The sequence below is a fragment of the Enterococcus sp. LJL120 genome (genome assembly GCF_054871765.1).
The window spans coordinates 174664-196528 of sequence record NZ_JBTXLV010000005.1; the positions used below are offsets into that span (position 1 = coordinate 174664).

21 protein-coding genes are annotated in these 21865 nt (G+C 42.5%); 7 read left to right on the forward strand and 14 right to left on the reverse strand.

The annotated features are described in order from the left end of the window. Window positions 1-101 precede the first annotated feature (101 nt). Window positions 102-2114 (forward strand): PTS system trehalose-specific EIIBC component, encoded by a 2013-nt coding sequence (treP, locus tag ACYSNU_RS09950; protein ID WP_461737067.1) that lies wholly within the window; start codon window positions 102-104, stop codon window positions 2112-2114. Between the two features lie 46 nt (window positions 2115-2160). Here the strand turns inward: treP and ACYSNU_RS09955 are convergent, their stop codons facing one another. From ACYSNU_RS09955 to ACYSNU_RS10005, 11 genes are all read right to left on the reverse strand, one after another. Beyond that, window positions 2161-2715 (reverse strand): Maf family protein, encoded by a 555-nt coding sequence (locus tag ACYSNU_RS09955; RefSeq protein WP_461737068.1) that lies wholly within the window; start codon window positions 2713-2715, stop codon window positions 2161-2163. 14 nt (window positions 2716-2729) lie between these two features. Next, window positions 2730-4883: a DNA mismatch repair endonuclease MutL gene (gene mutL / locus ACYSNU_RS09960; protein WP_461737069.1), complete on the reverse strand. Its 2154-nt coding sequence runs from the start codon at window positions 4881-4883 to the stop codon at window positions 2730-2732. Window positions 4884-5078: 195 nt separating this feature from the next. Further along, a complete protein-coding gene (gene mutS, locus ACYSNU_RS09965) occupies window positions 5079-7643 on the reverse strand; it encodes a DNA mismatch repair protein MutS (RefSeq protein ID WP_461737070.1) in 2565 nt (854 codons plus the stop codon). A gap of 25 nt (window positions 7644-7668) precedes the next feature. Then, on the reverse strand, window positions 7669-8031 hold the full coding sequence (locus tag ACYSNU_RS09970; RefSeq protein ID WP_461737071.1) for a YlbF family regulator: 363 nt from the start codon (window positions 8029-8031) through the stop codon (window positions 7669-7671). A gap of 19 nt (window positions 8032-8050) precedes the next feature. After that, on the reverse strand, window positions 8051-8848 hold the full coding sequence (locus ACYSNU_RS09975) for a TIGR00282 family metallophosphoesterase (RefSeq protein ID WP_461737072.1): 798 nt from the start codon (window positions 8846-8848) through the stop codon (window positions 8051-8053). Between the two features lie 185 nt (window positions 8849-9033). After that, the gene (locus ACYSNU_RS09980) at window positions 9034-9237 is read right to left on the reverse strand and encodes a helix-turn-helix domain-containing protein (protein WP_461737073.1); all 204 of its coding nucleotides are present in this window, start codon (window positions 9235-9237) and stop codon (window positions 9034-9036) included. Window positions 9238-9247: 10 nt separating this feature from the next. Then, on the reverse strand, window positions 9248-9718 hold the full coding sequence (locus tag ACYSNU_RS09985; protein WP_461737074.1) for a DUF2975 domain-containing protein: 471 nt from the start codon (window positions 9716-9718) through the stop codon (window positions 9248-9250). A gap of 162 nt (window positions 9719-9880) precedes the next feature. Further along, on the reverse strand, window positions 9881-10657 hold the full coding sequence (locus tag ACYSNU_RS09990; protein ID WP_461737075.1) for an HAD family hydrolase: 777 nt from the start codon (window positions 10655-10657) through the stop codon (window positions 9881-9883). A gap of 31 nt (window positions 10658-10688) precedes the next feature. After that, a complete protein-coding gene (locus ACYSNU_RS09995) occupies window positions 10689-11330 on the reverse strand; it encodes a DNA alkylation repair protein (RefSeq protein WP_461737076.1) in 642 nt (213 codons plus the stop codon). Between the two features lie 82 nt (window positions 11331-11412). After that, window positions 11413-12210 carry a formate/nitrite transporter family protein gene (locus tag ACYSNU_RS10000; protein WP_265456376.1) on the reverse strand — a complete coding sequence of 266 codons (798 nt, stop codon included), beginning with the start codon at window positions 12208-12210 and terminating at the stop codon, window positions 11413-11415. Between the two features lie 219 nt (window positions 12211-12429). Further along, a complete protein-coding gene (locus ACYSNU_RS10005; RefSeq protein ID WP_461737077.1) occupies window positions 12430-12936 on the reverse strand; it encodes a DNA-3-methyladenine glycosylase I in 507 nt (168 codons plus the stop codon). An 86-nt stretch (window positions 12937-13022) separates the two neighbouring features. Here ACYSNU_RS10005 and ACYSNU_RS10010 point away from each other — a divergent pair, with 86 nt between their 5' ends. From ACYSNU_RS10010 to ACYSNU_RS10030, 5 genes are all read left to right on the forward strand, one after another. Further along, window positions 13023-13172, forward strand: coding sequence for a hypothetical protein (locus ACYSNU_RS10010; protein WP_461737078.1), 150 nt, complete (start codon window positions 13023-13025; stop codon window positions 13170-13172). Between the two features lie 285 nt (window positions 13173-13457). Further along, a complete protein-coding gene (rpsD, locus tag ACYSNU_RS10015) occupies window positions 13458-14069 on the forward strand; it encodes a 30S ribosomal protein S4 (protein WP_265456380.1) in 612 nt (203 codons plus the stop codon). 225 nt (window positions 14070-14294) lie between these two features. Then, a complete protein-coding gene (locus tag ACYSNU_RS10020; RefSeq protein ID WP_461737079.1) occupies window positions 14295-14768 on the forward strand; it encodes a GNAT family N-acetyltransferase in 474 nt (157 codons plus the stop codon). Between the two features lie 81 nt (window positions 14769-14849). Then, entirely contained in the window at window positions 14850-15698 is an 849-nt protein-coding gene (locus ACYSNU_RS10025) for an aldo/keto reductase (protein WP_461737080.1), read from the forward strand. Window positions 15699-16007: 309 nt separating this feature from the next. Continuing rightward, window positions 16008-17528, forward strand: a complete 1521-nt coding sequence (locus ACYSNU_RS10030) for an ABC-F family ATP-binding cassette domain-containing protein (protein ID WP_461737081.1) — start codon at window positions 16008-16010, stop codon at window positions 17526-17528. 198 nt (window positions 17529-17726) lie between these two features. On the opposite strand, the gene ACYSNU_RS10035 is transcribed toward ACYSNU_RS10030, so the two are convergent. Further along, window positions 17727-18518, reverse strand: coding sequence for a serine hydrolase (locus ACYSNU_RS10035; protein ID WP_461737082.1), 792 nt, complete (start codon window positions 18516-18518; stop codon window positions 17727-17729). Window positions 18519-18527: 9 nt separating this feature from the next. Next, window positions 18528-19583, reverse strand: a complete 1056-nt coding sequence (locus ACYSNU_RS10040; RefSeq protein ID WP_461737083.1) for a DmpA family aminopeptidase — start codon at window positions 19581-19583, stop codon at window positions 18528-18530. A 161-nt stretch (window positions 19584-19744) separates the two neighbouring features. Here ACYSNU_RS10040 and ACYSNU_RS10045 point away from each other — a divergent pair, with 161 nt between their 5' ends. Continuing rightward, window positions 19745-20551, forward strand: coding sequence for an endonuclease/exonuclease/phosphatase family protein (locus tag ACYSNU_RS10045; protein WP_461737084.1), 807 nt, complete (start codon window positions 19745-19747; stop codon window positions 20549-20551). Window positions 20552-20653: 102 nt separating this feature from the next. Here the strand turns inward: ACYSNU_RS10045 and ACYSNU_RS10050 are convergent, their stop codons facing one another. Then, entirely contained in the window at window positions 20654-21865 is a 1212-nt protein-coding gene (locus tag ACYSNU_RS10050) for a dicarboxylate/amino acid:cation symporter (RefSeq protein ID WP_461737085.1), read from the reverse strand.

The following is a 21865-nucleotide window of genomic DNA, read 5'->3' on the forward strand; positions in this document are numbered from 1 at the left end:
CAATTTCGCGGAAAACGCTTGCTTATTCTCTTTACGGATGCTATTATAAATCCATCAAGACAACTTGCTTATACAAGCTATTTTTGAAAGGAGCCAAGAACATGGGAAAGTATCAAGTAGATGCTGAGAAGTTGCTAAAGGAAGTCGGAGGGAAAGAAAACATTGCCGCTGTCACCCATTGCGCAACCCGGATGCGTTTTGTTTTAAACGATCCTGCCAAGGCAGACAAAGACGCCATTGAAGAAATTGACTCAGTTAAAGGGATGTTCACCAACGCTGGACAATTCCAAGTAATCATCGGAAATGATGTTTCCGTTTTCTACAATGATTTTAAAGAAATTTCCGGTATCGAAGGGGTTTCTAAAGAACAAGGAAAAGTTGCTGCTAAACAAAATTTAAATCCGGTCCAGCGGGCAATTAGTGTGTTGGCAGAAATTTTCACACCAATTATTCCGGCAATTATCGTCGGGGGGCTAATTTTAGGTTTCCGAAATGTTTTAGAAGGAATTTCTTTTGACTCATTAGGCGGTACGATTGTCGAACACTCCCAATTTTGGGCGGGCGTTAATAGTTTCTTATGGTTACCAGGGGAAGCCATTTTCCACTTCTTGCCTGTTGGTATCACTTGGAGTATCGCTAAGAAGATGGGCACCACGCAAATCTTAGGAATTGTTTTAGGGATTACTTTAGTTTCACCGCAATTATTAAATGCTTATTCTGTTGCCAGCACAGCTGCGGCTGATATTCCTGTTTGGGATTTCGGTTTTGCCCAAATTCAAATGATTGGCTATCAAGCACAAGTTATTCCGGCAATGCTCGCTGGGTTCCTCTTGGCTTATCTGGAAATATTCTTTAGAAAACATATTCCACAGGCGATTTCGATGATTTTTGTACCGTTGCTTTCATTGCTCCCAACTATTTTGGCGGCCCACGTTATTTTAGGGCCAATCGGTTGGACAATTGGCTCATGGATTTCAAGTATCGTCAACGCTGGCCTGACTTCTTCATTGAATTGGCTTTTCGGAGCAGTCTTTGGTTTCTTATATGCACCGTTAGTTATCACTGGTTTGCATCACATGACCAACGCCATCGATATGCAATTAGTAGCTGATTTTGGTACGACCAATCTCTGGCCAATGATTGCTTTATCAAATATTGCGCAAGGTTCTGCGGTCTTGGCGATTATTTTCGCTCACCGGGGCAATAAAAAAGAAGAACAAATTTCAATTCCAGCAACAATTTCTTGTTATCTAGGAGTAACTGAACCAGCAATGTTTGGGATTAACTTGAAATACGTTTATCCATTTGTCGCTGCCATGACAGGTTCTGCTTTAGCGGGAATGTTTGCGACTTTAATGGGCGTCCGGGCCAACTCCATCGGTGTCGGCGGGCTGCCAGGAATTTTGGCGATTAATACAACGGAAGGCGGCGGAATGATTGCCTTTGCCATCGCAATGCTGATTGCCGTTGTTGTTCCAATTGCTCTAACACTCTTCTTCCGTCGTCAAGGAATCTTCAATAAACTTGATCCTGTCGATGAAAAAACTGGTGAGCTGTATGTCGATGAATTAGCAACGGCTGGCGCTGGTGCAAACGGCAGCAATCCAAATGCTACCAACTTTACCGCTAGCATGCCAACCAGCTCTGAAACAGCAGCGGAAATTCTTTATGCGCCAGCTTCTGGTAAAATTATTCCGATGGCCGAAGTTGCTGACCCTGTCTTTGGACAAAAAATGATGGGGGATGGTTATGCCATTCAACCAACTGATGACGATGTATACGCTCCAGTCAAGGGGAAAATTACTTCTATCTTTGGCACAAAACATGCCATTGGTATTTTAACTGAAACAGGCGCCGAAGTTTTACTGCACATGGGCTTAGACACCGTTGAATTAAACGGCGAACCCTTTGAAATTTTAGTATCTGAGGGCGACACTGTCACCCCAGCAACAAAAGTCGCAGTTATGAATCGGGAAGCTGTTGAAGCGGCCGGTAAGAAAACTGAAATTGTCGTTGCCTTAACCAATGCTGAAAAAATTGAACGTTTAGTCTTAACCGAAGTCGGTACTGTCACAGCCGGCGAAGAATTAGGCGAAGCAGAAATCAATAGCTAAAGATAAAAAATGGCTCGTTGCGCTAACCACGCAACGAGCCATTTTTTTAGTTAAATTGATTAAGCATTTTCTGGACAACACCAATCGGAAAACCGACAATGCTGTAATAATCACCATCAATTTTTTTAACAAAAGTTCCTGCTAAGCTTTGAATACCATAGGCACCTGCCTTATCTGCATAATCACCAGTGTCCAAATAGCGATTGATTTCTTGATCTGTTAATTCATAAAAAGTAACTTTGGCCGTCGCTAATTCATGAAAAATTTTATCGCCTTGGCGCATAGTCACCGCTGTATACACATCGTGAGTCCGACCGCTTAATTGTCTCAGCATAGCAAAGCCAGCCGCCCGGTCAACGGGTTTGCCTAAAATCTGATTGTCGATTACCACAATCGTGTCACTGGCAATCACTAAGGCATCAGAATGTTCTGACGCAATTACCGCAGCTTTATCCGCCGCCATTTTTTTTACGTAATCAACCGGTGCATATTGATCTTTGACTTCTTCATCAATGTCAGCCGGCATCACTGAAAAGGCCGGCACTAGCCAAGCTAATAATTCTCTGCGCCGGGGGGATTGGGATGCTAATATAATATCCATAGTAAAACTCCTTATTAATGAGGATCTTGAATGCGTTTAAACATCCGTTCCATATCTGAATTGGTAAAATGAATTAAAACTGGTCGGCCGTGGGGACAATTATAGGGATTTTGGCATTCTGCTAAATCCCGTAATAAGACCCGTGCTTGGGCTTCGTTTAAATAGTGGTTGGCTTTGATTGATCTTTTACAGCTCATCATAATAGCTGTCGCCTCCCGAAACTTTTTGACACTGACGGCCCCCGTTAATAAAAGCATATCAATCATTTCTCTGATAATACTTTCTTCTTCACCGGCGGGATACCAAGTCGGATGAGCCCGCACGATAAAACTATTTTGGCCAAACTCTTCCAACTCAATGCCTACATCGGCTAAGACAGTCAGCTTTTCTTTTAGCTTGAGGGCATCACTATTGGGATAATCTAAAACAAAAGGAATCAACAATTCCTGCTGGTCATTAGACACCTCACCAATTTTTTCCCGATAATATTCATATTTAATCCGTTCTTGGGCGGCGTGCTGATCAATAATGTAAAGGCCGGCCTTGCTTTGGGCAAATAGATAGGTACCGTGCATCTGACCAAAATATTCCAGCATCGGAAAGCCGCTTGCCAAGGTTGCTTCTTTTTCCAACCGTTGAATCGTTTGGTCCAACAAACGACTACTGTCCTGCTGAGCAAAATCAAATTCAGGATGCAGCTTCAAATCCTCTTGATACACTTCTTCGTCAACTTCAGCAGCAGATTCATCTGCTGTCAATTTATCATCAGCATTAATGCTAGCTTGTTCTTCTTGCGGCAGCGGTTGTTCAGCAGAATTTTCAAAGTGGCCCTCATCTGAGGTTGGCACTTTCCCACCAGTCTCCTGCGTCACGCCGTTATCGAAAATTTGATAATCTGAAGGCGGATAATTTTCAGCAATTTCTGGTGACTGCCGATAGGCTTCAGAGCTTTCACTAGAAGCTTCATTAGGATTTTCGCTAGAGCTTTCCGCGAATTCAGCAGGCGCAGGTTGTTTAACATAAAAACTGCCCGTCGCCGGGTCATAGGCCAAAGAACTTGGTTTGCTATTGGGACGGCTGTCGGGGGTTGCCGATAGCTCCATCTCAATTTGTTCTGATTTTGGTTGATCCGTTACTTTTTTCTTGAAACGCAGATTGTCAGCTGCGCTGGGAATTAAATTAACCTCCTGCAGCGCTTCTCTAATGGCTCCAGAAATTAAATCGGTCAATTCCTTTTCTTTAGACAGCCGTACCTCTTGTTTGGTGGGGTGGACATTGACATCGACTAACAAAGGGTCCATCGTCACTTCGATTACTGCAATCGGAAAACGCCCCACCATTAATTTCGAACCATAACCATTAACAATTGCTTTATTTAAAGCGTAATTGCGAATGTAGCGGCCGTTAATAATCGTCGACAAATAATTTCGGCCGGCTCTGGTGACTTCCGGCAGCGAAACAAAGCCCTTCACTTGAAAATCTAAATCTTCCGCTTCGATGGCTAACATTTTACGGGCTGTCGTCATGCCATAAATACCGGCTATCGCTTGTTTTAAATCACCGTTGCCAGTGGTTGCTAGCATTTTATTGCCGTCATGAACTAGGCGAAAGGCAATCTGCGGATGGCTTAAGGCTAGGCGATTGACAATGTCGCCGATGTTAGCTAATTCCGTCTGCAGAGATTTAACATATTTTAATCGGGCGGGTGTATTAAAAAATAAATTACTGACTGAAATTTTGGTCCCCTGCCGCAGAGGCGCTGGCCGGTGTTCTTCAATCCGGCCGCCTTTTAATTTTACAAAACTGCCTTCTGGGCTATCGGCCACCGCCGTTTCAATCGTCAACTCAGAAACAGAGGCGATACTCGGCAATGCCTCGCCGCGAAACCCTAGCGTACGGATGCGAAATAAATCATCACGGCTATGAATTTTACTGGTGGCGTGACGCTTAAAAGCATTCTCCACATCTTCATCGGCAATCCCTTCGCCGTTATCGGTGATTTGAATTAATTTCAAGCCAGCTTCCTCCACTAAAATATCAATTTGGCTGCTACCGGCGTCAATTGCATTTTCCACCAATTCCTTGACGACTGAGGCCGGCCGTTCCACCACTTCGCCAGCCGCAATTTGATTTGCTAAGCTTTCCGAAAGTTCTTGAATCTTAGCCATCGCAATTCCTCTTTTCTTAGTAAGAGAGCCTGTGACAGTAGTCTTTTTAACAGATGAAATCCCGAACTATATTATATTTGCTCCTGCGGTCCAGTAGGTCCGAATCGCAAATTAACAATATTTAGTGATTTTCACTAGATACCGTTCGAAAAATCCGGCTCTGTTTTAACTAATGTCACAGCCTCCTCTGTAAATTTAAATTCTTTTTTGCAGCTCAAATAATTTATTGAGGGCTTCCATCGGGGTCATTTCCAGCAGATTGATTTTTTTCAGACTATCTAAAACACCTAATTCTTCTGTAGAGACTTCACTGAATAAATCCATCTGAATCGGACCGTCCTCTGCCGCCTTAACTGGCGCTATCGTCGGCTTTTCCTCTGACTCTAAAGCCGTCAAAATGGTCGCCGCTCGACTCAACAATTCTTGAGGCATCCCGGCAATTTTAGCCACATGGATTCCGTAGCTTTTATCAGCAGGACCATCCATCATCTTATGCAAGAAGACGACATCGCCATCTTTTTCCACCGCCCCGACATGGACATTTTTCAGTTGCGGCAATTTTTCATCCAGGGCGGTCAACTCATGATAATGGGTTGAAAATAAAGTTTTCGCCCGCACATTTTTATGAATATATTCGATGATGGCTTGGGCCAACGCCATCCCGTCATAAGTCGCCGTTCCCCGTCCCAACTCGTCAAATAAAATTAAACTATTCGGCGTAGCATGGCGCAACGCTTGATTGGCCTCCATCATTTCCACCATAAAGGTACTCTGGCCGGCGATTAAATCATCGCTGGCACCAATCCGGGTGAAAATCCGGTCGAAAATCGGCAGCTCAGCTGATTCCGCCGGTACAAAGCAGCCCATCTGCGCCATGATTACGGTTAAGGCTAATTGACGCATATAGGTACTTTTACCGGACATATTAGGTCCGGTAATTAATAAAATCATTTCCTCGGGATTCATCAAGACGCTGTTTGGAATATATTCTTGATGCCCTAAAACTTTTTCGACCACTGGATGGCGGCCATCGACAATGGCAACTTTTTGCGAAGCACTCTTTAAAGTAGGGCGTACATATTGATAGCGCTCTGAGATGGTCGCAAAGCTTTGCAGCACATCTACTGAACTAACAGCTTTGGCTAGCTTTTGTAGGCGCTGAATTTCTTTTTTGACTTCTTCTCTGACAGCGGTAAAAATTTGATATTCTAAATCCGTTGATTTTTCTTCGGCTTCTAAAATAATTGTTTCTAACCGTTTCAATTCCGGCGTGATAAAGCGTTCAGCATTGGCTAAGGTCTGTTTGCGGTCGTATTTGCCCTCTTCTAAATTGGCTAAATTCGACTTGGTAATTTCAATATAATACCCAAAGACCCGATTGAAGCCGATTTTCAAATTTTTAATGCCAGTTTCTTGTCGTTCTTTTGCCTCTAATTCTGCCAGCCAGGTTTTGCCATTGGTCATCGCTTCCCGATATTGATCCAATTGCTCGTTGAAGCCATCTTTAATAATATTTCCTTCGGTAATCTGCAGCGGTGCATCTTCATTGATAGCTTGATCAATCAAGTCCACTAAATCATCCATCGGGGTCAATGACACTAACAAATCATTCCACTCCCCTTGGTTGATGCCTTCTAGCAGCAGGCGAACTTTAGGAATTTGTTCCAATGAGGTTTTTAGTTGCAATAAATCACGGCCATTCACGCTGCCAAAGGCGACTCTGCCAGCTAAGCGTTCTAAATCATAAACCTTCGTCAGGGCTTGTTGCAAATCAGCCCGTTCGAAAAAGGCGCTGATTAACGACTGAACCATTTCTTGGCGGCTGAAAATTTGTTTCTCTTGAATCAAGGGCCGATCCAGCCATTGTTTTAAGAGCCGGCCCCCCATTGCCGTTTTCGTTTCATCCAGCAGCCAGAGTAAGGTCCCTTGTTTTTTGCCGCTGCGAATAGCTTGGCTTAATTCCAAATTAAACTTGGAGTAAAAATCCATTTTTAAATAATGATCCGGCTGATACTCTACTGCTTTTTGTAAATGCCCTAAACTGCGCTTTTGCGTTAAAGACAGATAGGTCAGCAATTTACCCGTCACCTCTTTTTCTAAGGCTTGCGTTAAATCTGCTGTTAAAAAAGATAATTCAGCATTGTCGACAGTCTCTAATTGCTTCGAAAAAATCAAATTTAATCGATTGGTTAAATCCTGCTCTAATTTTTCCGGAATTTCTGAGCCTAGAACAATTTCTTTGGTTTGCAAAGCACTGGCTTCATTGATAACACTTTCCTCATCTTTTAGAAAAGCGGTTTTTAATTCTCCGGTAGTTAAATCTGCATAGGCAAAGCCATAGCCGCTGGCCGCTTCATAAATGACGGCCGTCAGAAAATTATTTTCTTTGGCATTTAATTCCTTGCTGTCCATGACTGTTCCCGGTGTAATCAGCTGCACGACTTCCCGTTTGACCATGCCTTTAGCTTCTTTAGGGTCCTCCATCTGTTCACAGATGGCAACTTTATACCCTTGAGCCACTAAAGTATCAATATAGCCTTGGGCCGAGTGATAAGGCACACCGCACATGGGGATTGGATCATCGGCATTGCGATTGCGGCTAGTCAGGGTTAATTCCAAAATCTGGGCACCTTTAACGGCATCTTCGTAAAACATTTCGTAAAAATCTCCTAAACGGTAGAACAAAAAAGCATCCTGGTATTGAGCCTTGATGCTTAGGTATTGTTCCATCATCGGAGTATTTTTCGTTTTTTGAGGCATTCAAAAAACTCCTTCATTTCTATTTTTATTCCGCTGACTCCTCGAGAGCATCATTGACGGATTTTTGAATTTTATGGGTTAAGTGCTGCAATAAATCATTAGCCTCCACCAATTGCTCCCGGTAGGCAATCACCAGGGGATGATTGTCAAACTCCGCTGTTAGCTGATCGGCTAAAGCGAGCGCCTGTCTTTTAGCTTCTGGCTTATCATAGTGTTCGTATTGAACGGCAGCTTTTTGTGCTTCTTTAATCTCTTCCACCAGCTTGGCTAGCTGCTGGTTATCATTGACCCGTTTTTCAATTTGACGAAAGCGGATGATAATTTCGTTTTCCTCAATCAGGGTCGTCAACTTATCTAACTCTGCTTGCAGGGCTTTGTCTTCTAACATTTAAACTTCTTTCTCTCCATTATTCTGTAAAAGGATGGTCCTCAGAAATTTGGATTGGGGTAATTTTTTTCGCTTTACCGGTGTTGTCGTCTAAATCAATCACACAACAGCCCATTATGCTGCGGCCCTCTTCGACTACTTCAAAACGTTGTGGTAGGGCCGTCAGAAATTTTTCAATAATTGGTTCTTTTTTCATGCCTAAAATGGCATCATAAGGACCGGTCATGCCGACATCACTCAAGAAGGCTGTGCCCTTTGGTAAAATGCGGGCATCATTAGTTTGCACATGGGTGTGGGTTCCAACTAACGCAGAAATTTTGCCATCTAAAAACCAGCCCATCGCTTGTTTTTCACTGGTCGTTTCTCCGTGGAAATCAAGAAAAATCAAGGAGGTCCGTTTGCGGGCTTCTGCGACTAATTCCTGAGCCTTTTTAAAAGGGTCATCTAAATCCACCATAAAAGAACGGGCCTGCAAATTCATAACAGCTAATTCCACGCCGTTGACATTGACAAACACCATACCCATGCCGGGCACCGCTTCAGGAAAATTGGCTGGTCGCACCATCTTTTTAGCACTATCAATGAATTCAAAAATATTTTTATTGTCCCAAGTGTGATTACCCAAAGTCACCACATCGACGCCGTCTTGTAAAAATTTTTTATAAATTTTTTCCGTAATGCCCCGACCTGACGCCGCATTTTCTCCGTTGGCAATCGTTACCTGTGGATGATATTTTTGTTTTAATTTGGGTAGATAGGTGGTTAACGTCTGGCGGCCAAGTGCGCCGACGACATCACCAATAAATAAGATTCGCAAAATGCTTCCCCTTCTCCTTCAAACGAAATGCTTCATAAAAAATAGCGAAACCATCCTCATTTGATAATTGAAAAAAGAACCGCTGTCCCTTTTTCACCTTTCCCTATTATAGTAGTTTTTGTGGATAAAAGAAAGATTTTGGTAAAAACTACAGCCACGTTGAAAACGCGCAAACGTCGCAAGAGTCACTTGTTGTATTCCAACAAATCCCCCGGCTGACACTCTAAAACTTCACATAACTTTTCTAAAGTACTGAAACGAATCGCCTTAGCTTTACCATTTTTCAAAATAGAAAGATTGGCCATCGTTATTCCCACCGCTTCTGATAATTCTGTGACACTCATTTTTCTTTTCGCCAACATTACATCGAGGTTTACTTGAATTGCCATGTCAGTCACCTCATATCGTAAAGTCTTGCTCTGTCTTCAAGCTCAAAGCCTTTAAAAACAATTCTTCAGCAATGGCAGAAAACAGATAAATGACAAAGGGAATCGCTGCTATGCCAACGCCAATCAGTACAAGACCCGGGGCATCTTCACTTTGCGCTGCTTGGTAGAAAAAAGGCAGGCTGCCTAAAAACAGGCAGCTGACAGTCAAAATCCCCCGCCGAATTTTTTGAACCAATGGAATAATTTTTTCTGTAAAAGCTGCATCAGCTTGAATCAGCTGCAGGACTTGATGCAGCTTGATTAGAACATAGACGCCAGCAAAAAAACTAAGATACAGGCTAACCAGCAGTAAGCCGGTTGAAACAGGCGCTTGAATTGCGCCGCCAGTAAATACTTGCACAGACAACAGCCCACAAAAAAGTGCCGCCACTGTTCCTACTAAGACCAAGGCTAAATTTAAAACTAGATATTTGAATTTCATTTACTCACCTCAATTAAATTGTAAAGCCAGTTTATCATGATTTTCAATATTTATTTATCGTTTTTCGATATGTTTGAACTTTCTTAAACAAAAAAAGGCTACCTGAGTCAAAATTTCTCAAGTAGCATTTTCATTTTATTGGAAGTTTCTAGCAGTGATGTTTTATAGTAACGCTAAAGTTTTCAACGCTTTAGCAATGCCGTCGTCATCATTTGTTGCCGTCACCAAATCAGCTACCGCCTGTACCTCTTCATCGGCATTTCCCATCGCCACGCCAACGCCAGCGGCCTTTAACATTTCTTTGTCGTTATTGCCGTCGCCAAAGGCAATCACATCAGCCGGAGCAATCCCTAAACGCTCCGCCATGTAAGCAATCGTTTGCGCCTTCGAGCCAGTCTTCGGCACGATGTCGACACTATATGGATGCCAACGGACAAAGCGAAATTCTGGAAATAATGCGTCAAATTCGCCGTCCCGAGCTGTTTCATAAAAAGCTAAGGCTTGATAGATTTCGCCATTTTTTAAATAATCCGGCGCAAGTTCCGGTATCGTCGATCCAAAGGAATTCATCGCAGCTTCCATTTCAGCCGGATTGAAGATTTGGTAGCTGCGGCTTTCGTCCAAGCCGACAAAGGAAGTGCCGATTTCTTTTTCCGACATAAATTGGACTAAACGCTCCAACGCCTCTTGATCCAGCAGATGTTTGTAAATCTGTTGATGATCTAAAAAGGCTCCAGCGCCATTGCAGATAATATAATTCGTGAAGCCTAAATCACGAATCACATTTTGAGCCAAATAGCGGCTGCGGCCAGTGGCAACCAAAACCAGGTGGCCTTGGCGGCGCAGTTCAGCTAAGGCTTCTCTGGTGCTGTCGAGGGGTTGTTTTTGGCTGTTAAGCAAGGTGCCGTCAATATCAAATGCAAAAAGTTTTCGTGTCACGGAAATATGTTCTCCTTTTATGTCTCAAATTTTATTTTAAGTATTTGCTGCCTTCTCGGACAGCCAAGGGACTCAATTGCTGCTCGGTCAAAAAATTGCGGACCCACTGAGGATTGGTCTTACTGAGATCCCGCAAAGACCAGCCGATCGCTTTTTGGATAAAAAATTCATCTGTTGCTTGATCCGCCAGTATCGCCTGCGTTAATAATGTTAAGTTTGTTTGCCCCTTATACAGCAGCTGTAGGTTAATCCCCACTCGACGATACCAGAAATTTTCATGTTTGTAAAACCAGCTAAAAATCAGCTCTAGCTCAGCAAGATTGGCTTTGCCCAAATCTCCATAGACTTTCCGCCAAGCATCGATGCTGTCCCACCAAGTTTTTTCAGCTAATAAGGGCAGCAGCGTTTTTAAATCAGCAACTGTTAGTCGCTTCAAATTAGCTAAAGCTAAATCAATGGCATAATACTGATATTCCCGTTCCTCTTGTCGGTATGTTTCAGCAATCAGTATCAGCAATTCTTGATTAGTCAATTTTTTACTGGCCTTTAAAAAAGGCCCTTCCAGCTTTTTTCGTTTCGGCGCAGCGACACCGGCAAAGGGAAATAAATTTTTCATATACTTAGCCATCGGTAAGGCTTGTGTCTCGTCTGTTTCAAAAACAAGTTTTTCCAATAAAATTGCCTCCTTAAGATGTCAAAAAGTCAACAGAGTGAACGAAAAAAAGACTTGGGGCAAGCTCCAAGTCTTAACTAAATTAATCTAAATAATTGGTTTTTGATTTATTCAACCAGGCAAAGCCTAAGCCCATCACCAATCCGCCACCGATATAATTACCGATTAAAGCGAAAATCAGGTTGTGGAGCACATTAACCACTGAAAGGTTTTCTAAAACGCCACCAGAAGTGAAGATAGCCAAGCTAAAGGCCGGGAAGTTGGCGATAACGTGTTCATAGCCCAAATAAGCAAAGATAAAGATAATAAAGATGATGGCGCCTAATTTACCGGCGTCGTCTTTCATCCGCATACTGATTAACACGGCTGTGTTTACGACGATATTCGCAAAAATTCCTTCTACAATAATTTGAATCGTTTCTTTGCCTAATTTAGATGAAATTGAATGGAAGAAATAGCTGTCGCTGGCTAAGTGTTGGAAGGGTCCTGTTTGCGCCACTAAAAAGCCGACGATTACACCGCCAATCAGATTAAAGAAAATACAAGTAAAGAGAATTTTTAATGCTAAAGAAGCTGAAATCTTTTTACGAAAGACCCCAACAGTCATATACAACATGTTGGAGGTGCCCAGCTCAGCATTCATATATAAAATCATCACCAACGACCAGCTGAACATAAAGGCATACAGCATTTTGCCAAGTCCTGGGGCGATGGCTTCACCGTTCATTGCAATGTAAAATGCCACAGCAGTTCCTAAACCTAAAAAGAGACAGGCAAAGACTGCACGCAAGCAATAACGGGCAAAATCATTTTGAAATAAATCAACTTTTTTTTCGATGGAAGAATCAATCTTCTCAAAGAGAGGTGATACGGGGTTCATATTTTTTCTCCTTATACAGTTGGCCTTCAGACACTGCTGAAATCCACTGCTTTTTATGGGTTATCCAAGAGTGACGCTGCAAAAATTCAATTTGAGCTTTCAAAACATCCTTTCACATTTTAATCGGTGACCGCTCGTTTGTAAAGGGTTAATGAAAGGTTTTGAAAATTTCATTCAGTTCCTCTAATAAAATTATCAGATTTGACCTCGTCAGCTTTTTCACCCGCTGACCTCATCTTGAATAAAGCCCCCCGCCTTTAAAAACATACAGGTTAAAATCGGTCCGACAAATTGAAAGCCCCGCCGCTTCATATCTTTGGCAATTTTCGTTGCCAAAGGATGTGTATTGGGAATTTTATCAATTGCCCGATAGCTTTCAATCACTGGCTCACCACCGGTAAAATGCCAGAGATAGTCTTGAAAGCTAGCAAATTCAGGCCGCAGCGCCAAAATAGCCCGTGCGTTAGCAATCACGGCGCGAATTTTGCGGGGATTATGAATCATTTCTGGATCACCCATGATTTTTTCAATATCCTCCGGAAAAAAGCTGGCGACTTTTTGAATATCCATCTGGGCAAAATTCCGCAAAAAAGCCTCCCGCTTACCCGCCGCTGCCTGCCAAGAAAGGCCCGCTTGAAAGACGCCGACTGTCAGCAATAAAAAAAGTTCCTCATCATCTTTAGCCGGTTGACCGAAGCGCTTTGAATACCATGCGTATTTTTCCATCATGTTTCTCCTTAAAAAAACTGTATCCTTATTCTAATTCATTTTATAATGAAAGAAAATCTTTTCCACGAAAGGAAAGCCAAAGTATGGCCAAAAAGAAAAAAGTCGTTCCCTTCAATCAAAAAAAGGTTACCCCTTTAGATAAGGTGCTGAATCTGACTAAAGAAGATCTAAAAGACGGGGCTGATGCCTATCTCTTGGCACCTTATACTATGACTAATTATATAAATAGCTGAGGGGTTTACCGGCATCTTCTTTAATCAGGAAGAATATTTAATAAACAGCCGTCATTTGCTGAATTTTTGATTGACTTTAGCGTTGAAATTAAGCTATACTAGACTTTGTGTAAAATAAGCAGCAGAGAATTACTACCTCGTCCCCAGTTTGTTGCCCCGACGAAAGTCCATGGGTTCAATTGTGTAACCGCGGCTGCAAAAGGCGAAGATTGAAGAACAAACTGCACGAATGCGAAGTCCTCAGATTATTTTACTCCAACACTAAATTTTTGGAGGAATTTATTAATGTCTCGTTATACTGGACCATCTTGGAAATTATCTCGCCGTTTAGGCATCTCTTTATCAGGTTCTGGTAAAGAATTAGCACGTCGCCCGTATGCACCAGGTCAACACGGACCAAACAGCCGTGGCAAAAAATCTGAATACGGCATGCAATTAACTGAAAAACAAAAATTACGTCATATGTATGGCATGAACGAACGCCAATTCCGTACGTTGTTTATCAAAGCTAGCAAAATCAAAGAAGGTAAACATGGGGTTAACTTCATGATCTTACTTGAACAACGTTTAGACAATGTTGTTTTCCGTCTTGGTTTAGCAACTACTCGTCGTCAAGCACGTCAATTAGTCAACCATGGCCACGTTTTAGTTGATGGCAAACGCGTTGATATCCCTTCATACCACGTTGAAGTGGGTCAAGTGATTTCAATCCGTGAAAAATCTCAAAAATTAACAGTTATCGCTGAAGCTGTTGAAGCGACTTTAGGCCGCCCAGCTTTCGTAACTTTCGATGCAGATACTTTAACTGGTTCATTCATGCGTTTACCAGAACGTGACGAATTAACTCCTGAAGTTGACGAATCACTAGTCGTTGAATACTACAACCAAAAATTATAATTTCTGGTTCTATTCAATTCAAGCACAATCATTTCGATGGTTGTGCTTTTTTATTTAACTCGGCTCTCAGATAAGACTCCGACAAAATACTATTGTATCTAATCTGATTAAAGCTAGTTTCGTGAAGACAATCTAGCACACTTCACAGCTAGCTTCAGCAGCTTTAAACTTGAATCTGCGAGAGCTAACTCCCATAATTCGATAAAAAAACTAAAGGAGCTTCCCATGAAATTAATCGCATATAATCCAGCTTTAGTGCCGACAGAAAAAATTGCCGACTACCACCTGCCCCCTGAACAATTAATTTTCTCAGGTCTACCTTTAGATGCTATTGAAAAAGCAGCTGCTGATGACAGCCGTCTGCCGGTTTTTTTAGAAGATCAAGGAAGTTTTCCGACGTTTATGATTTTGCATGGCTGGCCTGGCCCGCAAATTTACACCGATAATCCCAAAGCTATTTTATTGCGAAGCTATTCCACTGACAGCCATTTTCAAGGCCAAGGCTATGCAGATGCCAGCTTAAAACTTTTACCAGCCTTCACCAAAGAACATTTTCCTACAGCTGAAGAACTAATCTTGGGCGTTAATTCTAAAAACAGCAAGGCTATTAAGCTTTATCAAAAACATGACTTCACTGAAACCCTCCCGCCGTTAACCACTGAATACGGTCAGCTTTTATTAATGACATTGCCTTTATAATTTTCATACTAAAGCAAGTTGCTGTCAAAGCCAGCTCACCCTTTGGTACACTAAAAACAGCAACCATAAGGAGGAAAGAGAATGCAAAATTTGACACTTAATCAGCGAACTTTACCGGCAATCGGCATGGGGACGTGGCATATGGGAGACGATTTCAAACAGCGTCAAACTGAATTGGCCGCTTTACGTAGCGGGATAGAAAGTGGCGCCACAGTGATTGACACGGCTGAAATGTACGGAGAAGGAAATTCGGAACGCTTAGTCGGTGAAGCCCTGCAAAATTTCCCTCGAGAAGAAGTCTACCTAATCTCAAAAGTTTATCCTTGGAACGCCTCACTGACGGAGCTGCCGAAAAGTTTGGACCAGAGCTTAGATCGCCTAGAGACAGATTATCTAGATTTATACCTGCTCCATTGGCGGGGCATGATTCCTTTAGCCGAAACAGTGGCCGCCATGGAAGCTGCTAAGCAAGCTGGAAAAATTAAGGCTTGGGGCGTTTCCAATTTCGACACGGCGGATATGGAGGAATTATGGCAGGTCCCCGGCGGTCAAAATTGTGCGGCGAATCAAGTTTTGTACAACTTAGGTGAACGAGGCATTGAGTTTGATTTACTGCCGTGGATGCGAAAGCAAAACGTGCCCTTGATTGCCTATTCTCCAATTGCCCAAGGAGATTCTTTAGGCAACCAGTTTACTCAGCAGCCGCAATTGCAAAAAATTGCGGAGCAGCACCAAGCCTCAATCTTTCAAATTCTATTAGCATGGGTGATTCGCGATGGCACTACCTTAGCGATTCCCCAATCCAGCAATGAAATGCATATCAAAGCCAATCTAGCGGCAGGCGCCGTCAAGTTAGCGGCGGCAGAACTCGCTATCTTGGATGAACTCTTTCCGAAACCGGCCCAAAAACAACCTTTAGCTATGCTCTAAAGAAATTTTTTTCAAATTTTCATAACTTTTTTTCATTTACTTTGACCATTTATTTTCTCCGTGTTATAATTTCCCAGAGAAATGAGGAATAACTATGAAACATTATTACTTTAAATTCGTCAGAAAAACAGCTCTTAACAACTGAAAGATGAAGCATTGTTAAGAGCGAAAAGTCCTTCTTCATCGAAGCCTGGCTAGAGGTTTATTTGTTTTGCCAGCCTTTCGATGACGAAATATATACTTTAAAAGCTGTAGACAATGACTGTCTGCAGCTTTTTTGCGAGAAAAAAATGAAAGCAGGAAATAAAAATGTTAAAACTAGTGGATATTACCCAACAATTTGGGGATAAAGTCTTATATGAAAAAATAAACGGGCAGATTAATCGCGGGGAACATGTCGGTCTAGTGGGCCGCAACGGTGTAGGTAAGAGTACTCTGATTAAAATTATCACCGGCGAACAATTGCCGGATGACGGGCAGGTTGTCCTCCAAAAGAAAGCCCGCCTTGGCTATTTGGACCAATATGTTGAAGTTGATGAGCAGCTGACAATCAAAGAATTTTTACAGCTGGCTTATGCCGAGGATTTTAAAAAAGAAGCTAAGATTGCTGAGCTTTACGCTACTTATACGGAAAGCCTTGAGGATGATTTGCTCAATCAAGCCGGCAAGCTGCAAAACGAATTGGATCAAGGGGAATTTTATCAGATGGATCTCTTGATCGATGAGTTGGCCAATGGCTTGGGCTTACAGGTATTGGGCATGGATACCCAATTAAAAAATCTTAGTGGCGGTCAGCGTTCTAAATTGATTTTGGCGAAAATGCTTTTGGAAAAACCGGAGATTTTGATTTTAGATGAGCCCACTAACCACTTGGACGATGACCATGTGGCTTGGCTGACAGAATTTTTGAAAAATTTTGACGGTACTTTTCTCGTGGTTTCCCACGATCGGCATTTTCTCAATGAAATCACCACGCATATTTTTGATATTGAGTTTGGCAAGCTCTCCAAATATACCGGCAATCTTGAACAAGCGCTAAAACAAAAAGAATTGCAGCAACAAACGTATTTACGGCAATATGAAGCCCAACAGGATCATATCAAAAAAACGGAGGCTTATATCCGTAAGTATAAAGCCGGCTCCCGCTCCACGATGGCCAAGAGCCGCGAAAAACAATTGGCCAAAATCGAGCGCTTAACACCGCCGAGTGATTCGCCGAAACCTCATATCGAGTTTCCTTATCAGCCGATTGTCACAACTTTGGCTTTGGAAACCGACGAGCTGGAAATCGGCTATCAAAAGCCGCTATTGCCACCGATTAATTTAACGATTCGCTATGGGGAAAAAATTGCTTTAAGGGGCTTTAACGGTATTGGTAAATCAACGCTGATTAAAACTTTACTGGGTCAAATCAAACCCTTAAAAGGGGAGTTTCAATTTCCTCAACATACGGAAATTGATTATTTCGCTCAAGATTTAGCGTGGGAAAATCCATTGGAAACCCCGCTGCAATATCTCAGCAACCTCTATCCAAAAGCCACCACCAAAGACTTGCGGCGGCAGTTATCCCGGGCCGGCCTAGCCAACGAGTTAGCGATGCAGGGCTTAAAATTTCTCAGCGGCGGCGAGCAGACAAAAGTTAAAATCGCTGAAATGACGATGATTAAAAGTAATTTCTTAATGCTGGATGAGCCCACCAATCACATCGACCAAGAAACTAAGGTCAATCTGATGGAGGCTTTGGAAAAATATGCCGGCACGCTGATTGTCGTCTCCCACGAAAGTCAATTTTATGAAGACTTCGTTGACCGAATTATTGATTTAGGCTAATCGTTATCTCTTAGATTGTGTCATAAACAGTTCACATTTCTCCGCTAAGATATACTTATCCCAAAAACATGAGCAGCTTGACGCTTCCCAAAATGCAGTATCGTCAAGCTGCTAGTCAGTGAAGCCTAATTGTTCGCTGACTTCCATTCACTCCTTGGCCCATCAGTCCCCGCTGATGGGCTTTTCTCGCAGTAAAAGCTATTTGGATTTATCAGCAAAGTAGTTTTTAAAGACCAGCTCTCCTAGCTGCCGCAAAAACATAATTCCTTGACCCCGTCCCGTTAAATCGCGGGTAAAGGCTGAGATAAACACTGGCTGCCCTTGATAGTCAAAGCAGGCGGCGTCATGTTCGATTCTATCTAAACGACCGGTTTTATTGTAAATGTTGAGGCCGACAATTTCCTGCTCGTCCAATAATCCCGGCAGCCCTTCTCGAAATTGCTGCTTTAAGAAAGGCTGGAGGCCGCCTGCTTGCTGCGCTTGATTATCAGAGAATTGATAAATTCGCCGCAGCATTTGGCCAGCTGCCGTTGCCGTCATGCGATTTTCTTTTCCGGGAAGTGGTCGCATCAAAAAACGTTGCAATTGGATACCAGAAAATGCTTGCAGCCAAGTTTGCATTGACTCTAGTCCGGCGATTTCCAATAAAAGATTTGTTGCCGTATTATCCGAAACAGCAATCATGGCAGTCATTAATTCCTGTAGCTGCCAATTTTTTTTAGTTGGCAGCAGTTGCAGATAGCCGGCACCGCCGACAATTTTTTCTGCCTCAACTAAAATTTCTTTTTCGGGACTCAACTCACCGTCCCGAAAAGCTTCCAGATAACGCAAATAAATAGGTAGCTTAATCATGCTGGCGGCTGAAAAAAATTTCTCTCCTTGAAAATCATAGATTGTACCAGAAGTATCTCCCAACCAAAGACCAATTTCCAGCTCTGCTTGATATGTTGCAATTAAGTTAGCAATTGCTGTCCGCAACGCTTTTTCCATTGTCATCACCTATTTCAATTGATTTAATTTGTTTATCAGCGGGAATCTAGCTGCTGAAAAATCAGCTTTCTGCAGCTCTTCAATCGCTTCTATTAGATTCCAAACAGGTACACCTTGGCGATCCACCATCGTTTCTCCGTGAATTAACGAACGTAGCACGGCTTCCTCCACCACATCAGCAACTGCTGCGAACACGCTATCCAGATAATTTTCATTAAAGGTACTTCTTGTTATCAGCGCAGCTTTTTCAAAATGCTGCAGCCTGTTAGCTGTCGAAAAGCTGCAGACCACCTCACCGCTGCCGTTTCCGATAAACGAGCCGCTGCGGGTAATACCGACTGAGGCTCGCTTACTAATCCTTTTCAGCTGGCGACTGCTTAACGGCAGGTCAGTTGCTAAAATTACAATCACACTGCCCTTTTCTTCCTGCTGTTGTGCTTCAAAAAAATCTGCCAACTCTTGACCAATTGGATAATGTTCCACCACTAAATTTTTCATCTGACCAAAATTAGTTAAAACAAGACAGCCAAGGATGAACTCCTGACCATCAATCACTAACGCTTGGGACGTAGAACCAATGCCCCCCTTCAAGCCATAGCAGGTCATCCCGGTACCGGCTCCTTTAGCACCTAAAGAAAAATCACTGCTCGCCTTTGATAAGGCTTTTGTGACATCCTCTTCTTCAATCGCCAAGCCCCGCAAATTATTGAGGACACTGTCGTTACATTCAAAAACCAACGGATTAAAACTGCCGGTGCTCTCGCCAATCTCTGGATTTTCTGCTAAAGCTCGGTGAATCAAGGCATTTATACTAGTGCCGACGCCAAAAGTATTTGTTAAAATAAGCGGCGATTCCAAGACGCCCATTTCCGCCATCTGCAACAATCCCGCACTTTTGCCAAAGCCATTGATCACATGGACTGCCGCCGGTAATTTTTCTAAAAAAAGATTGTCTGTATGGGGCAAAATTGCTGTGACGCCCGTTTTGAATTGTGAATTCAAAATCGTTTGATGGCCCACTTTTACCCCCGGCACATCAGTAATTAAATTATTTAATGGCTTCATATAATTTCCTTCTTTACAAAAAAATTTTAGGCGCAGACTAGCCTAGAATATGATTTTAAAAAAAATCAGCTCTCACGAATGCAAAGTCGCTGCAAATTTCAAAATTCTTTTCTTCTGACATTTGGTATAATTAGTGTAACCCATTATTTCGGAGGAAATCAATGAAATTACTGACATTAAACACCCACAGCTGGTTGGAGGAAAATCAGCTGGAAAAGCTGACCTATTTAGCGGAGAAAATCGCTACTGAAGCCTATGACCTGATTGCTTTGCAGGAAGTCAATCAGTTGTGGACAAACGATAATGAGACTACAGAGTTGAACGCCGATAATTTTGGCGGGCTTTTAGTTAAAGCCCTCGCTGAAAAAGAGCTTTTCTATGAGTATCACTGGGTGCCAGTGCATTTAGGTTTTAATAAATATGATGAAGGCCTGGCCATTCTTTCCCGCCTGCCGGTGAAGCAAACCAAAGAAATTTTAATTTCCGATGACTATCCCTTTGCTGACCATCGCCGGCGCAAAGCCCTCGGTGTCGAGTTAATAATCAACGGGCGCTCCCATTGGTTTTACTCGTTGCATTTTTCTTGGTGGCAACAAAATCCTGATGAAGGCTTTCTAAAGGAATGGCAGACTTTGACAGCTCATCTGCAGGACTTAAAGCACCAACAAACTGGCAAAGCCCTCATCTTTTTACTGGGGGATTTTAACAATCCCGCCCAAGAAAAGAAACAAGGCTATCAATTAATCCGTGCAGATGGTTGGTATGATACTTTTGTCTTAGCTGAAAAAACTTCTGGTAGCGCCACTGTCGAGGCTGAAATCACCGGCTGGGAAAACAATCAGCAGGGAATTCGCATTGATTATATTTTTGTCTCTGAAAAAATCCCTGTCCGCTCCTCAAAGGTCTGCTTTGATGGGCAGAATGCTCCCGTTGTCTCTGATCATTACGGGGTGGAGATTGTTTTTTAAGGCTGCTATAAAATATTAAATCAAAAAATTAAAAAATCCGTCATGATTCCATTGGACCATGACGGATTTTTTGAGCAGCAAGTTTCTTTTCAGTGCCGACTCTTATTGATATTTTGAATAATCCAACTCACCTTCGTCTTTGGCAATAATCAAAGCGACGGTTGTATCCGCATCAACATTTAGCAGGGTTCTAAACATACCGGAAAACCAGTCAATGCCAGCTAAAATGGCAATGCTCTCTGTCGGCAAGCCTAGCATCGGCATGACCGTAGCCAAGGCAACTAACCCGCCTCCCGGTACGACGACTGTTCCCAAACAAGCGAGGGTTGATAAAATCACCGCTTGAATCAAGTCTGGCAATGCTAATTCAATGCCGTAAAACTGAGCGAAAGTAATGATTGAAATACTTAAAAATAAAGCTAAACCATTGCTGTTTAAGGTCATTCCTAAAGGCATCACCAATTTAGAAATCCGATCACTGATTCCCAACTTTTCTTCGCTGTCTTCAATTTGGATAGGTAAGGTGACCGCCGAAGAAGTGGTGGTGAAAGCTACCACCGACATCCGCCACATTTTTTGACACAACTGCTTAAAAGGTACTTTGCAGTAAACCGCCGTCAGCATTAACCAAATCAACATGAATATAAGGGAGCTAGCACCGAGGGTTAATAAAAATTTGGTTAGCGTCAGTAAGATTTCAATGCCGACGGAGCCAACCATTGGCGCTACTAGACAAAAAATTCCAATAGGTGCCAGCTTCATAACTAAGGTCACCATTTTTAAAATGACATGATTAAAACTTGCGACAAAATCTAAAATCGGCTGGGTCTTTTTGCGATCTGCCAAGCTTAACGCTAAACCAAACAGTAATGCAAAAACAATGACTTGAATCATATTCGCATTCGCCATCGCTTCAACAATATTACTTGGGAAAAATTCTAAAATCATCTCAGACAGCGTTCCGCTACTAGTGGCAATGCTATCTAATTCCACATTAGCAATCGTGACATCTGCACCTGGCTGCACGATTAGTCCAACAACAACACCAATGGCTGCCGCTAAAATTGTCGAGCCGATAAACCAAAGCATTACTTTTAAGCCGATTTTCCCTAAAACTTTAGCCTCCAGACTACCAACAGCTTCAATCACGGCCCCCATAATTAAGATGACCACTGACATCTGGATTAATCGTAAAAAGACATCGCCGATAACTTTGATAAAAGCTATTTTATCATGAAGGATCAGACCACAGACAATGCCTAAGACTGTCGCGAATAAAATTTGATTGGTTAAACTTTTCAACATCTTGGGCAT